17 protein-coding genes are annotated in these 13,316 nt (G+C 62.7%); 5 read left to right on the top strand and 12 right to left on the bottom strand.

All coding sequences use genetic code 11. From position 1 onward, the window contains the following. Window positions 1-29 precede the first annotated feature (29 nt). From K3178_RS01740 to rpmH, 6 genes are all read right to left on the bottom strand, one after another. Entirely contained in the window at window positions 30-797 is a 768-nt protein-coding gene (locus K3178_RS01740; RefSeq protein WP_221569665.1) for a heparin lyase I family protein, read from the bottom strand. A gap of 33 nt (window positions 798-830) precedes the next feature. Then, window positions 831-1,484 carry a ribosome biogenesis GTP-binding protein YihA/YsxC gene (gene yihA / locus K3178_RS01735; protein WP_221569664.1) on the bottom strand — a complete coding sequence of 218 codons (654 nt, stop codon included), beginning with the start codon at window positions 1,482-1,484 and terminating at the stop codon, window positions 831-833. Continuing rightward, a complete protein-coding gene (gene yidC, locus K3178_RS01730; protein ID WP_221569663.1) occupies window positions 1,484-3,256 on the bottom strand; it encodes a membrane protein insertase YidC in 1,773 nt (590 codons plus the stop codon). Before yidC ends, yihA begins: the two co-directional genes overlap by 1 nt. Before the next feature lie 69 nt (window positions 3,257-3,325). Continuing rightward, window positions 3,326-3,535 carry a membrane protein insertion efficiency factor YidD gene (gene yidD, locus K3178_RS01725; protein WP_221569662.1) on the bottom strand — a complete coding sequence of 70 codons (210 nt, stop codon included), beginning with the start codon at window positions 3,533-3,535 and terminating at the stop codon, window positions 3,326-3,328. Beyond that, on the bottom strand, window positions 3,532-3,915 hold the full coding sequence (gene rnpA, locus K3178_RS01720; protein WP_221569661.1) for a ribonuclease P protein component: 384 nt from the start codon (window positions 3,913-3,915) through the stop codon (window positions 3,532-3,534). Before rnpA ends, yidD begins: the two co-directional genes overlap by 4 nt. 89 nt (window positions 3,916-4,004) lie before the next feature. Beyond that, entirely contained in the window at window positions 4,005-4,139 is a 135-nt protein-coding gene (gene rpmH, locus K3178_RS01715) for a 50S ribosomal protein L34 (RefSeq protein WP_090478272.1), read from the bottom strand. Window positions 4,140-4,352: 213 nt separating this feature from the next. Between rpmH and K3178_RS01710 the strand changes: the two genes are divergently transcribed. The 3 genes from K3178_RS01710 to K3178_RS01700 all read left to right on the top strand — a co-directional run bounded on the left by K3178_RS01710 (window position 4,353) and on the right by K3178_RS01700 (window position 8,020). After that, complete coding sequence (locus tag K3178_RS01710; protein ID WP_221569660.1) at window positions 4,353-5,861, top strand: YifB family Mg chelatase-like AAA ATPase; 1,509 nt, start codon at window positions 4,353-4,355, stop codon at window positions 5,859-5,861. Between the two features lie 62 nt (window positions 5,862-5,923). Then, window positions 5,924-6,763, top strand: coding sequence for a hypothetical protein (locus tag K3178_RS01705; protein WP_221569659.1), 840 nt, complete (start codon window positions 5,924-5,926; stop codon window positions 6,761-6,763). A 216-nt stretch (window positions 6,764-6,979) separates the two neighbouring features. After that, window positions 6,980-8,020 (top strand): alpha/beta hydrolase family protein, encoded by a 1,041-nt coding sequence (locus tag K3178_RS01700; RefSeq protein ID WP_221569658.1) that lies wholly within the window; start codon window positions 6,980-6,982, stop codon window positions 8,018-8,020. A gap of 6 nt (window positions 8,021-8,026) precedes the next feature. On the opposite strand, the gene K3178_RS14105 is transcribed toward K3178_RS01700, so the two are convergent. The 3 genes from K3178_RS14105 to K3178_RS01685 form a co-directional block, all read right to left on the bottom strand. Beyond that, window positions 8,027-8,377 (bottom strand): hypothetical protein, encoded by a 351-nt coding sequence (locus K3178_RS14105; protein WP_345719835.1) that lies wholly within the window; start codon window positions 8,375-8,377, stop codon window positions 8,027-8,029. Window positions 8,378-8,507: 130 nt separating this feature from the next. Continuing rightward, window positions 8,508-8,747: a hypothetical protein gene (locus K3178_RS01690; RefSeq protein WP_345719834.1), complete on the bottom strand. Its 240-nt coding sequence runs from the start codon at window positions 8,745-8,747 to the stop codon at window positions 8,508-8,510. 104 nt (window positions 8,748-8,851) lie between these two features. Then, the gene (locus tag K3178_RS01685; RefSeq protein WP_221569657.1) at window positions 8,852-9,403 is read right to left on the bottom strand and encodes a winged helix-turn-helix transcriptional regulator; all 552 of its coding nucleotides are present in this window, start codon (window positions 9,401-9,403) and stop codon (window positions 8,852-8,854) included. Between the two features lie 190 nt (window positions 9,404-9,593). Between K3178_RS01685 and K3178_RS01680 the strand changes: the two genes are divergently transcribed. Then, window positions 9,594-9,935, top strand: a complete 342-nt coding sequence (locus K3178_RS01680) for a DUF8200 family protein (RefSeq protein ID WP_221569656.1) — start codon at window positions 9,594-9,596, stop codon at window positions 9,933-9,935. 84 nt (window positions 9,936-10,019) lie between these two features. Here K3178_RS01680 and K3178_RS01675 read toward each other — a convergent pair whose 3' ends face one another. From K3178_RS01675 to galE, 3 genes are all read right to left on the bottom strand, one after another. Further along, a complete protein-coding gene (locus K3178_RS01675) occupies window positions 10,020-10,634 on the bottom strand; it encodes an HAD family hydrolase (RefSeq protein WP_221569655.1) in 615 nt (204 codons plus the stop codon). A gap of 92 nt (window positions 10,635-10,726) precedes the next feature. Then, window positions 10,727-10,852 carry a type B 50S ribosomal protein L36 gene (gene ykgO / locus K3178_RS01670; RefSeq protein WP_006833921.1) on the bottom strand — a complete coding sequence of 42 codons (126 nt, stop codon included), beginning with the start codon at window positions 10,850-10,852 and terminating at the stop codon, window positions 10,727-10,729. Window positions 10,853-10,943: 91 nt separating this feature from the next. After that, window positions 10,944-11,957, bottom strand: a complete 1,014-nt coding sequence (gene galE / locus K3178_RS01665) for a UDP-glucose 4-epimerase GalE (protein ID WP_221569654.1) — start codon at window positions 11,955-11,957, stop codon at window positions 10,944-10,946. Between the two features lie 156 nt (window positions 11,958-12,113). Here galE and K3178_RS01660 point away from each other — a divergent pair, with 156 nt between their 5' ends. Next, on the top strand, window positions 12,114-13,253 hold the full coding sequence (locus K3178_RS01660) for a M14 family metallopeptidase (protein WP_221569653.1): 1,140 nt from the start codon (window positions 12,114-12,116) through the stop codon (window positions 13,251-13,253). The last annotated feature ends 63 nt before the right edge of the window (window positions 13,254-13,316 follow it).

Here is a 13,316-nt window from a genome sequence, read left to right as displayed (position 1 = left end):
GCAGCGCTGCGCTTGATGCAGTTCGCGACTTAGGATTGCCCTGCCACAGGCACTTGGAGATCGCATGAATTCTTGAGCCTCACGGAAATATTCCGGAAGTCGGCCCTGGTGACCCCGGTCTCGTCGAAACGGTAAGTACCCAGCTTCCAGTAATGGTTCTGGTCGCCGGCATCGTAGCCGACAGGTCCCAGATATTGCCCTGCCCGTTCGCCGTTCTGGTAGATTACCGCGCCAGCATCGGTGCCCAGCGTTACGCAATAGCGAAGACGCTGCCATTCGCCCCGATTTGCCGGTATTTCGGCGACGACGAGGTCCGGCCCGCGCCCAGCCTCGATCGTGCCGGAGCGGATCGTAAAAAGCAGCTTGTCCCCTTCCAGGTTGACGACAAACGGCGGGTAAATGAAGTCGTCTCCTTCGGGAAGCGTCGGACGGTCAGGACCGTGTAACTGGGAGAGGATGAGCCTCGCCGGGCCATCCATGCTTCCCGCCTCGACGATCTTCAAATCGTAGGCAAGCTCGATACTCTGGCCCGGTTGTGCGTATGTTTGCGAGCTGAGTTCGGCGCGCTCTCCCTTACTTTCGGGCGCGGAAGCCCACCGATCTCCGTCTTGGATCTCGAAGCTGAAACTGTTTGCCCCCCAGCGCGTGATGGCGCCTCGGCGCTCTGGAGCGTGAACTGTGAATTCGGATCCACCTACCGATAATCGAGAGTGATTTGTCGGGGTTGCGAGCAGGAAAAGATTGGCTGCGAGCAGCGCCAGGAGAAGAACCAAAAGAATGCCAATCCGGCGATTCAACGATGTTTTCCGATCTTTTCGGGCACGACGCGCCTAAACTCCGGCATCTTTCAGCAGCGCGGCCCTTAGCTCGCCGATCCCCATGCCCTTCTCGGCGCTGGTGACATGGATCTGCGGGTAGGCAGCGACGTGTTTCTTCGCCTCGGCCTCGACCTTCTCAACCGTCGCAGCCAACTCGCTCGCCTTGATCTTGTCGGCCTTGGTCAGCACCACGCGGTAGCCCACGGCTGCCTCATCGAGCATCTTCATCATGTCGCGATCGACATCCTTCAGCCCGTGGCGGCTGTCGACCAGCACGAGATTGCGCACCAGCACCTGCCGTCCGCGCAGATAGGTGCGCACCAGGTTCTTCCACTTCTCGACGACCTTAACCGGGGCCTTGGCAAAGCCGTAACCGGGCATGTCGACGAGACGGAACTGGGTGGGCTCGCCCACCTCGAAGAAGTTGAGTTCCTGCGTGCGGCCCGGCGTCACCGAGGCGCGCGCGATGGCCTTGCGACCGGTGATCGCGTTGAGGAGCGAGCTCTTGCCCACGTTCGAGCGACCCGCAAAGGCGATCTCGGGCACGGTCGGATCGGGCAGGAACTTGAGCTGCGGGGCCGAGAGGAGAAACTCCACCCGGCCCGAGAACAGCTTGTTTGCGCGCCGCTCCAGCTGGGCCAGTTCGGCGGCTTCTTCGTCGGTCATCACTCGCGTCCCGGGAGCTCGACCTTGGCGGCCTTGGCAGCCTTCTCGGCCTTCTCCTTCTCGGCCGCCGCCCTCAGGGCAGGGTGCTTGGAATAGAGATACTTCTGCTGCGCCAGCGTGAGGATGTTAGAGGTTACCCAGTAGAGCAGAAGGCCGGCCGCAAAGGGCGCCATTACGAACATCAGCACCCAGGGCATGATGTTGAATACCTGCTGCTGGACCGGGTCCATCGTGCTGGGGTTGAGCTTGAAAGTCAGCCACATCGTCAGGCCGAGCAGCACCGCAAGCACGCCGATAGCAAGGAAGCCGGGCGGGTCGAAGGGCAGCAGGCCGAACAGGTTGAGGATGGTCGCCGGATCGGGTGCGGAGAGATCCTTGATGTAGAGGAAATCCTGGTGGCGCATCTCGATCGCGAGGTAGAGCACCTTGTAGAGCGCGAAGAAGATCGGGATCTGGAGGATCAGCGGAAGGCAGCCGGCGAGCGGGTTGACCTTCTCGTCCTTGAACAGCTTCTGCATTTCCTGCTGCTGCTTGACCCGGTCGTCCTTGTAGCGTTCCTGCAGCGCCTTCATCTTGGGCTGGATCGCCTTCATCGCAGCCATCGATGCGAACTGCTTCTGCGCGATGGGGAACATCAAACCGCGCACGATGATCGTCAGGATGATGATCGCCACACCGAAATTGCCGACGATTTCGAAGATGTTCTTGAGAAGCCAGAGGAAGGGTTTCTCGAACCAGCGGAACCAGCCCCAGTCGATCGCCAGGCCGAATTTCGCAAGCCCTGCATCCTCATAGGCATCGAGCACGGTCGATTCCTTCGCGCCGGCATAGAGGCGCGAGGTCGTCGTGTATTTGCGACCGGCCGGCACAGTCACCGGGTCGTAGATCATGTCGGCGCGGTAGATGTTGCTGCCGAGCGAGCGGAAGGTCGCATCGGGCGTCGCCCCATCCTGCGGGACCATGGCTGCCAGCCAGTAGATATCGGTGAAGCCGAACCAGCTCGGTGCGCCCTCGGGCGAAACCTTCTTCGCCTCGTCGATATCGTCGTAATCGTAATCGTAATTCGCGCTGTCGCCGAAGACGCCCATTGGGCCCGAATGCGCGATGAAGAAATCGGCGCTGGCGGTGTCGCTGGTACGTCCGACGAGGCCATAAGGCTGCACGACGGCGGGTACAGCGCTGCGGTTCGCGACGGCCTGCTCGATGGTGAGCATGTATTCGTCGTCGATGCTGTAAGTGAGCTGCAGTTCGATCCCGTTGCCGGCATCATGCGTCAGCGTGACGGGATTATCTGGTGTCAGCGTGCCGCCCTCGGTGGACCAGAGCGATTCGTCGGACACTTTCTGGCCGTTCACCAGGAAACCGAACTGCGAAAACTGCTGCGCCGGAGTGCCGCGCGGCGAGAATATCCGGACGGGGTCGTCATCGTCGGCATCAGTGGTCGCGGCGTAATCCTTGAGCACGACATCGTCGAGGAACGCGCCCTGCAGATTGATCGAACCGGCTATACGCGGAGAATCGATCGCCACGCGCTCGGGCGTGGCAAGCGCGGTTTCGAGATCGGCGGCCTCCTGCGCGATTGCCGTCGGGTCCTGAAGACCGCCGGTGCGCGCATGGGCGACCTCGGCCTGTTCGGCGGGCGTGTCGACCTTCTCGGCCGTGACGGACACTTCCTCGGGCTGCGGATAGAAATAGTCCATCGCCCACTGCCAGCCGATCAGGACGGCCAGCGAGAGAGTGAGCACGAGCACGAAATTGCGTGAATTTTCCAAGGTCGATCCCGGTGGTAATTGTATTCGTCAGGTGGGAAGGGTGTGTTGCTACGTCAAGACAGTGGTCCCTCAAGGAACCGGATCGTGGCCGCAGCCCCCCCAGGGTTGGCAGCGCAATAGCCGCTTGAGGGCGAGCCATCCACCCTTGATTGCGCCATGTTTCTGCAATGCCTCGATCGCGTACTGGCTGCAGGAGGGGGTAAAGCGGCAGGTAGGCGGCAAAATCCGGCTCGGACCGAGCTGCCACAGGCGGGCGATCCAGATGAGCGGGTACTTCATGCGCGGCGCGACCGGTTGCGATGCGCGCGGCGGGCGCGGTCGCCCTCGCCGCTGGCTGCGCGTGAGAGAGCAGCGGCGAGTTCTTCGGTCAGCGCGGCAAAATCGCGTTCCACCCCGCCTTCGCGCCCGATGAGGATATGGTCGTGGTCGGGCAGTCCCGCTTCGGGGAGCGCGGCCCAAAGGAGTTCGCGGAAACGCCGTTTCATCCGATTGCGCACCACGGCATTGCCGATCTTCTTGGTCACGGTGATGCCATACCGCTTGCCCTTCCCCTCGTTGGGACGGGTTAGCAGCACGAAACCGGGCTTGGCGTTTCGCACACCGCGATTGGCGGCGAGAAAATCGCTGCGCTTGCGGATCACGGACAGGCTCGGGTGCATGGAATGCAGATACGCAAAACGGGCCCCCGATGGGAGCCCGCTTTTGTTATCGCGATGACAGGCGCGCCGAAGCGCAGCCGGTCAGTCGATTACGCGCAGAGGTTCTTGCGGCCGCGGTTGCGACGTGCACGGAGAACCTTGCGGCCGCCCGGGGTGGCCTTGCGGGCGAAGAAACCGTGGCGACGGGCGCGCACGAGGTTCGAGGGCTGGAAAGTCCGCTTCATCGGATGATCCTTCGTTAAATCACAATACGCCGGGCGAATCGCTCCGACAGAAAAAGGGCCGCCGCATGGGGCGACCGCTCTCGTGAGGGCGCGCTTAAGGAAATCGGGCCCGAAGGTCAAGCCTGAAGGCGCCTTGCACCGATATGGATGGGCCAAGTCTCGACAATCGCTACGCTTCTTGCCAGAGCCTTCTCTAAGCAGGGGGGAATTCAGGTGGTCGCATTGGTCCGGACGGTGGCCTATCTCGGGCTGGAAGCACGCAGCGTGGAGGTCCAGTGCAGCCTCGCGCCGGGCCTGCCCAATTTCAACATCGTGGGCCTCGCCGACAAGGCCGTGGGCGAAAGCAAGGAGCGCGTACGCGCCGCGCTCTCCTCCATGGGCCTCGCGCTGCCGCCCAAGCGGATCACGATCAACCTCTCGCCGGCCGACCTGCCCAAGGAAGGCTCGCATTACGATCTTCCGATCGCGCTTGCGGTGCTCGCGGCGATGGGGATCACCGATGCGGAGCAATTGGACGACTGGGTCGTCGTCGGCGAGCTGGCGCTCGATGCGCGTGTGCAGCCTTCGCCCGGCGTGCTGCTGGCGGCTATCCATGCGAGCGAGCAGGAAAAGGGGCTGGTGTGTCCTGCCGCACAAGGCTCGGAGGCGAAATGGGCGAGCGACGTACCGGTTCTCGCCGCGCCCGATATCGCCAGCCTGCTCAATCACCTCAAGGGTACGAGCCAGCTGCCCCAGCCGGTGCAAGGAGAGGTCGAGGAGCCGGCTAACGCGCCCGATCTCAAGCAGGTCAAGGGGCAGGAAACCGCCAAGCGCGCACTCGAGATCGCGGCTGCGGGCGGGCACAACTTGCTGATGATCGGTCCTCCGGGCGCGGGCAAGTCGCTGCTCGCCAGCTGCCTGCCCGGCATCCTCCCCCCGCTCTCTCCTTCCGAGGCGCTGGAAGTGAGCATGGTGCAATCGGTCGCCGGCCTGCTCGAGGAAGGGCGCATCTCCCGCGCCCGCCCGTTCCGCGCGCCGCATCATTCGGCGAGCATGGCCGCGCTCACCGGCGGCGGGCTAAAGGTGAAGCCGGGCGAGGTCAGCCTCGCCCATCTCGGCGTGCTGTTCCTCGACGAATTGCCAGAGTTCCAGCGCGCCGTGCTCGATTCGCTGCGCCAGCCGCTCGAGACCAACACGGTCGACGTCGCGCGTGCCAATGCGCATGTGACCTTCCCCGCTAATGTCCAGCTTGTTGCGGCGATGAATCCCTGCCGCTGCGGGCACCTCGGCGATCCCGCGCTGGCATGTTCGCGCGCCCCCAAATGTGCCGCCGACTACCAGAGCAAGGTATCGGGCCCCATGCTCGACCGCATCGATTTGCACGTCGAAGTCGATCCCGTGAGCGCCGCCGACCTCGCCCTGCCCCCGCCCGCCGAGGGCAGCGCGGAAGTCGCCGCAAGGGTTGCTGCAGCCCGCGCGGTTCAGACTGCGCGTGCAGAAAAGGCAGGCGCACGCACCAACGCCGAATTGCAGGGCGACGCACTCGAAAAGTTCGCCTCACCCGACGAGAAGGGCCGCGAATTGCTGATGCAGGCCGCCAGCGCCATGCGCCTTTCCGCCCGCAGCTACACGCGCATGCTGAGAGTAGCGCGGACGATCGCGGATCTGGCGGGCGCGGAGAAGGTGGGGCGCATTCACGTGGCAGAGGCGCTCAGCTACCGGAGGCAACCGCCACGCGCGTGAGTTGACAGCCACCGGCATGCGGCGCAGATTCCCGTCGGTCCAACCGTCCGGGGAGGGATGCTGTGCCTTATAAGAAAGCCTATATGTGGGTAGCTTTTGCGACCCTGCTCACTATTCCCGCCTTTTGGCGCGGCTATTTCGGGCGCATCTCGGAAGTGGGCTGGGAGCTGCATTTCCACGCCTTCACGGCGACCGGTTGGATGATCCTTTTGGCAGCACAGGCATGGGCGGCCCACCGGCGAGACAAGCTGGCGCTTCACCGCCTCCTTGGCCGCGCAAGCCTGTTCTTTTTCCCGGTGTTCTTTTCCAGCGCCCTGCTCGTCGTCTGGTCGATGGCGCACAACACCGCCTTCGGCGACAGCATCATCTACGAGGCGCATGGCGAAGGATTGGGCGCCTACGACTTCCTCTCGGTCACTTGTATGGGGATGTTCTACTACCTGGCCCTCAAAGAGCGGCGCAGCGTGCACGTCCACGCGCGTTGGATGATCGGCACGCTGTTCGCACTGATCGGCCCCATGCTGGCGCGGCTGTTCGCGATACCCCTGTTCATCACCTTTGGCAGCACGCAGGCGCCGCCCGACATTTTCTACGCGGCGCTTGTGCTGGCCCAGACTGTCGCGCTCGGCATCGCCCTCCTGCTTTGGCGCGGTGCCCCGCTTGCCGGAAAGCAGCCGATGAAGTGGGTGGCACTGCTGGTTTTCGGCCAAATGGCGATCTTTGCCGTCGCTCGTCTGTCGGACGGGTGGCGAGAGATGTTCATGGCAATGGGCCGAACCGACAGCGCCATCTGGTTGGTGCTAGGCCTCGCCATCGGCGCGGCCGTGACATGGTTGGGCTGGCAGGCAGGGAAGACCCCGCAAAGCAAGAAGGCCGCCCCCGCGATGGGAGCGGCCTCCTAAGCCTTGCAGCAACGTCGGTTGCCTACTGCTCCTCGCTCATATCGAGGTTTAGCTTGACCGTTTCATGCTCGTGGTCGCCCTCGAACTTGGCGAGGAAATCGGCGATGGGCATGGCCTGGTTCGGCATTTCCTTCGATCGTGCGCCGGGCTATTGACGGCAGCCGCCGCGGTCGTGACGTCGGTATCGCAGATCAAGGCGGAGTAGGAGAACGACCAATGATCCGTAGCCTGTTCATGTGCCTGGCCACGGCGTGCGCCATCGCCGCTTCGCCGGCGTCCTCTCGAACCGATGCACCTGATGGCACGTTGCTTTCGTCGAAGCCGTGTCCGCCCAATCCGGTCGAGTCGTACGAGCACTATATCGACAGCGCGCGAGCCTATTTGGCCGAGGAAGTCGCCTTGGCCGCAGCGGAGGGGATACAGATGCCGGCCGTCGCCGACGACCTGCTTGTGGAGATGCTGGACGACCGGGAAACAGTCGAAAGCCAAATAGCTTACGAAGGGTTCGAATGCCTTCAGATCACCTATGCCAGCGATGGCCTGGAGATCGGCGGCTTCCTCTGGAAGCCTGCCGACACGAGAGGGGGCAGCCTGCCGCTGATCATCGCAAATCGGGGCGGCAATGCCGACTTCGGCCCGATGCGGCCATGGCACAATTGGGGCTGGCACGATTTCCTGCGCGCGGGCTACGTCGTGCTCGCCTCGCAATATCGGGGTGGGCCGGGCAGCGAGGGCTTGGATGAATTCGGTGGCCGCGACCTCGATGATGTCCGGGCATTGCTGCCGCTCGCCGAAAATCTCGGTTTCGTGGACACACGAAACATTTTCGCCTTCGGTGAATCGCGAGGCGGCATGACAACCTACATGCTCGCGCGCGGAAAATCGCCTTTCAAGGCCATCGCGATCCGGAGCGGGCTTGGAAATGCCTATCGTCTTGTGGAGAGCAGGCCGGTATTCGATACGATGGTTTTTCCGGCGCGTATCCCGGACTATGCAGAGAAACGCGAGGAAGCCCTGACGGCCCGCTCTGCATCGATGTGGGCCGATGAGATCGCAGCGCCCGCGATCATTTTCCATGGCTCGGACGATTGGCGCGTTTCACCAAGCGATGCCGTGACTATTGCAGGGAAAATGATGACAGCCGGGATTCCTGTGGAGCTGCACCTCTACCACGGCGACACGCATTCCATCACTCTCAACCGCACGGATATGCTGGCGCGCACGATCGCCTTTTTCGATCGCTTCCGGATACCGTAAATCGGCTTAGTCTTCCTCGCTCATGTCGAGGTTGAGCTTCACCGTTTCATGCTCGTGGTCGCCCTCGAACTTGGCGAGGAAATCGGCGATCGGCATGGCCTGGTTGGGCATTTCCTGCGCTCCGGCGCTGGGTGCAGGCGCGGCGTGGCCATCCGAAGGGGTGGTCTTGACGTGGAGATAGGGCACCCAGACTTCGCCGTAATCGGCTTGCTGGTACCACACGTCGAGCACGTCGTAGCTCGCCCAGGTCGCGTCGGGTTCCTTCAGGCGGATGCCTTCGCCAATGCGCGGCACGCTCATCGCCTTGATGCGAAACTGCGTCTGGTGCGTCTCGTTCTGGACTTCGATTTCGATCACGTTTTCATTCCGGCTCAACGGGCGCAGGGCCCCGATTCACCGAAACATATGTCATAAAGGTGTTGCGATGGTTTTAACGATGACGTCACACCGCCAGAGCCGGATTTGACGTCACTTTGGCAAGAGGTCGTTAACGTTCAGGCGACGGAGGCCGCGCCGGATTTCGCGCGCGCTCATCGCCGGCGTAAGGCGTATTCTTGAGCAAAAACCGGTTGTAATCGGGTGCACCGTCGTCCCACCACACCGGACCGCGCTCACCCAGGCGGACCTTGACGTCATGTACCTTGGCGCGCGCATCCTTTTCCGCTGCGGCATCTTTTTCGCGCAATGCCGCCCCGACGGCGCGGCGCGCGTCCATCAGCTCGCGCACGAGTGATTCGCGCGATTCTTTCGAAAGCGAAGGGTTGCTGGCCCGCCAGAGGCGACCGCGCACGATGATGTAGCGCCCGTCAGGCGTTCTTTCAGGAGTGTCGCTCAGGCGGCGCTGCGCGACTTGGCCGAGGCGATGTCGACCACCGAGCCTGTCTCCAGTCCTTTGCCCGGAGTCGCCTTGCTGCCATCGGCCCGCACACCCAAGTCGCCGCGCTCGACCAAATAGAGGTCGGCAGGTCCAAGAATACGGCCATCGTGGCTCAGGATGGAGGTCGGGCCGATCGGCAGGCGATCGCGTTCGTCGACCAGCACGGGGTTCTCGATCACTTCCGCACCGTATTTCTGGCCCCACTGGCGTAGCGCGACCATGGCGGGCAACAGGTCAAAGCCTTTTTCGGTCAGGCGATATTCGATCTTCCGGCGATCGTCGGGGCACGGATCGCGCTTGAGGATGCCGTGTTCGACCAGTTTTGCGAGGCGATTCGAGAGAATATTGCGCGCAATTCCCAACTCGCTCAGAAATTCCTCGAAGTGATGCAGCCCGTTGAAGCTGGCGCGCAGGATCATGAAGCTCCAGCGTTCGCCCATGACCTCAAGTGCTTGCGGCAGGCCGCATTCGGTCAGTTCACGCAAGGGTTCGCGGATATCGCCCATAAATTCAGTCCTCTTCCAGCAACCTATCTAGCTGGAATTCGTCTCAAGCCAAATATTTTCAAAAAAGGGTTGTGGAATGCAACTTATCTATATAGGTAGCGATTCGCAACCAGTTGCAAACAGAAACTGATATTGCAGTTTCCGCAAGCGCTGTTGTTGAAAACGCAACATTCGAAAAGGCGGACAGACAATGACCCTCTCCAACTCCCCCTCCACCAAGCTCGGCGTGTTCGCTGCAGCTGTCCTCTACACCGCCGTCGGCTTCGGCGCCCTCACTGCCCCGGTCGCCGCTTCTGCCGCAGGTAATTCGCCCTTCTACCGCGCCGAACTGACCCAGCCCGCCACCGAGCGCACGGTCATCGCAGGCGGTGTTGCGTGGACTTGCGAAGGCACGACCTGTGTCGCCAAGAAGAGCACCTCGCGCCCGCTGCGCGTGTGCCGCGAACTGCAGCGCGACACCGGCGATATCGCCAGCTTCACCGTCAAGGGCGAAGCGATCGAGGCTGACAAGCTGGCCAAGTGCAACGGCTGAACCACCGCACACCCTTCCCCCACCCCCTCTCCATCGGGTGGAAACACTGGCCCCGGCGCATCTCCGCCGGGGCTTTTTTGTGCCTCAGATCAACCCGCGTGCGGCAAGATCGCTTTCGAGCGAGGCCGCATGGGTGAAGTGATGGACTTGCCACCCGCTCACCCGCGCCGATTCAACATTGGCTGGATTATCGTCGATGAAGAGCATGCGCGCAGGATCGTGGCCGAAGCGCCTGGCCGATAGCGCGAAGATCGCCGGATCGGGCTTGGCAATGCGCTCCTGCCCGGAAACCACGATATCGCGAAAGCGGTCGAAGATGCGGTGCTGCGGGCGGAAACCGGCCCAGAACTCCGCGCCGAAATTGGTGATCGCGAACAGCGGCACGCCGCGCGCGTCCAGCCGCTCGACCAGCTCGTGACTGCCCTCGACCGGACCCGGAATGGTCTCGTTGAAACGCGTGGCGTAGGCGCGGATTTCCTCGGCGAATTCGGGATATAGCGCGATGCGTTCGGGCACCATCTGCGACAGCGGCCGGCCCGCATCGTGGAGGAAATGCCATTCCTCGGTCACGACTTCGCCCAGCAGTTTTTCGAGCCGCGCGGGATCGCCCACCATCTTCCCGAACAGGTGGCGCAGCTCCCAATGGTAGAGCACACGCCCGACGTCGAAGACGACGGCATCGACCAGTTCGTGGTTCATCTCGTCACCTCAAACATCAACGGCCCGCACTCCCATCGGGAGCCGGGCCGGTTGAAAGACATGTCGCGGAATTGCTTCCGCGCAGCCGAAGCTTAGCCCTGGCGGGCCTTGAAACGGCGGTTAGTCTTGTTGATAACGTAAGTGCGGCCGCGACGACGGATCACGCGGCAATCGCGGTGACGGCTCTTGAGCGACTTGAGGCTGTTGCGGATCTTCATCGTATCTCTCTGGTCAAATAAATACGCGCCGGAGATGGTGCCCCGACGCGCCGATTTCAAGCGCGCCCGTTAGCGGCGGTGGTGATTCTGGTCAAGTAATTCCGCGAATTTCGCTGAGTTTGCGTTCCCATTGCAGCGCATGGCCGATGATCTCGCCAAGGTCGTCGTGCTTGGGCTGCCACGGCACGGTGGCGCGGATGCGGCTGGGATCGGACACCAGCTCTGCCGGATCGCCCGCGCGGCGCGGCTGCATGACGCGCTCGATCTTCGCATTGGTCACCCGGTCGACCGCGTCGAGCACTTCGAGCACCGAGAAACCCTTGCCATAACCGCAGTTCATGGTGAGCGAGCGGTCGGGTTGGCCGATCAGCGCTTCGAGCGCGAGGACATGCGCATTCGCAAGGTCGCTGACATGGATATAGTCGCGCACGCCCGTGCCGTCGGGCGTTTCGTAGTCGGTCCCGAACACCGCCACGCTGTCGCGCTTGCCGGTGGCTGCCTCGCAGGCGACCTTGATGAGGTGCGTTGCGCCCGCGGTCGACTGGCCGCTGCGCGCCTGCGGGTCGGCACCGGCGACGTTGAAATAGCGCAATGCGCAGAAGTTGAAGCCATGCGCTGCGCTGGCATCGGCGAGCATCTGCTCTGTCATCAGCTTCGACCAGCCATAGGGATTGATCGGGCTCTTGGGCGAATCCTCCGAAATCGGCGAGCTTTCGGGAATGCCGTAAGTCGCCGCGGTGGAGGAGAAGATGAAGTGCTCCACCCCGCCCTTCACTGCCGCTTCGATCAGCGCGCGGCTCTTCACCGTGTTGTTCTCGTAATATTTGAGCGGCTGTTCGACCGATTCGGGCACGATGATCGATCCGGCGAAATGCATGATCGCCTTCGTGCCCTGTTCGGCGAAAATCCGCGCGAGCAGCACCGCATCGGCGATGTCGCCTTCGTAAAGCGGCACATCGTCCGGCACGGCAAACTCGAACCCGGTCGAAAGGTTGTCGATCACCGCGACCGGCCAGCCCGCGTCCTTCAGCGCCAGCACCGCGTGCGAGCCGATATAGCCTGCGCCCCCGGTGACCAGCACCGGCACTTTCGTGACTTTGTCCATGGCGCTGCCCCTAGCACACGATTTGGTAAGGGCAATCGCCTAGAGCCGCGCGCACCAGGCCGGTTCCGGCCATCGATATCCGCCCTTGCGCATTGACCGGCAAACGCCCATTCGGGCCGCCACGCCTTGGGCTAGAGGAATTAGAGAGGTTTATACGTGAGCGACATCCGGATCGATTCCGCTTTCGACAGCGGCAATATCGAAGTCCTGTCGGTCGACGGCGCGACTGCGCGCCTGGCCATCCCGCTGGATACGAACAGCGAATTCAAGCAGTGGTTCCACTTCCGCGTTGCAGGCGCGAAGGGCCGCGAACTGGTGCTCAAGATCACCCAGCTCGCCGACAGTGCCTATCCCGGCGGCTGGCCCGATTACGATGCCTGCGTTTCGGAAGACCGCGACTATTGGGGCCGCGCTGCCTCGACCTATGACAAGGACGAGGAAGGCGGCACGCTGACGATCCGCTATACGCCCGCCAGCGACATCGCCTATTTCGCTTATTTCGCGCCCTATTCGATGGAGCGCCATCACGATCTCGTTGCCGAGGCAGCCGCTTCGGAAGGCGTAGAGCATATCGCGCTTGGCAATACGCTCGACGGCCAGCCGATCGACCTGCTCACCATGGGCGAAGGCAGCTTCAACGTGTGGCTCTATGCCCGTCAGCACCCCGGCGAAACGCAAGCCGAATGGTGGATGGAAGGCGCGCTCGAAGTGCTCACCGACCCCAGCGACAGCGTGGGCCGCAAGCTGCGCCAGAACTGCCGCCTCCATATCGTGCCCAATTGCAACCCGGACGGCTCGAAGCGCGGGAACCTGCGCGTCAATGCGGCAGGCGCGAACCTCAACCGCGAATGGGAAAATCCCAGTGCGGAGCGTAGCCCCGAAGTCCTCGCGATCCGCAACCACATGGACAAGACCGGCGTCGATTTCGCCATGGACGTCCACGGCGACGAAGCCATTCCGGTGAGCTTCCTCGCCGGTTTCGAGGGCATCCCTTCGTGGACCGACGAGCAGGGCGAACGCTATTACAGCTACGAGCGCATCCTCGACCGCCGCACGCCCGATTTCCAGACCGAGCAGGGCTACACCAAGGCCGCGCCGGGCAAGGCGAACCTGTCGATGAGCACCAACCAGGTCGCCGAGCGCTTCGGCGCGACCGCGATGACGCTGGAAATGCCTTACAAGGACAACAAGGCCGATCCCGAGCCCGAGCAGGGCTGGTCGCCCGAACGCTGCAAGATGCTCGCGCGCGACTGCCTTGCGAGCCTCGTGGAATGGATGGACGAGCAAGGCGTCTGATCGCCCCACTCGACAAACAAAAAGGGGCGCATCCTTGGCTGGATGCGCCCCTTTTTCATACCC

The organism is Qipengyuania sphaerica (genome assembly GCF_019711595.1).
GTDB lineage: Bacteria > Pseudomonadota > Alphaproteobacteria > Sphingomonadales > Sphingomonadaceae > Qipengyuania > Qipengyuania sphaerica.
The sequence above is the reverse complement of the archived record's forward strand: the minus strand, read 5'-3'. Positions and strand labels throughout refer to the sequence as shown.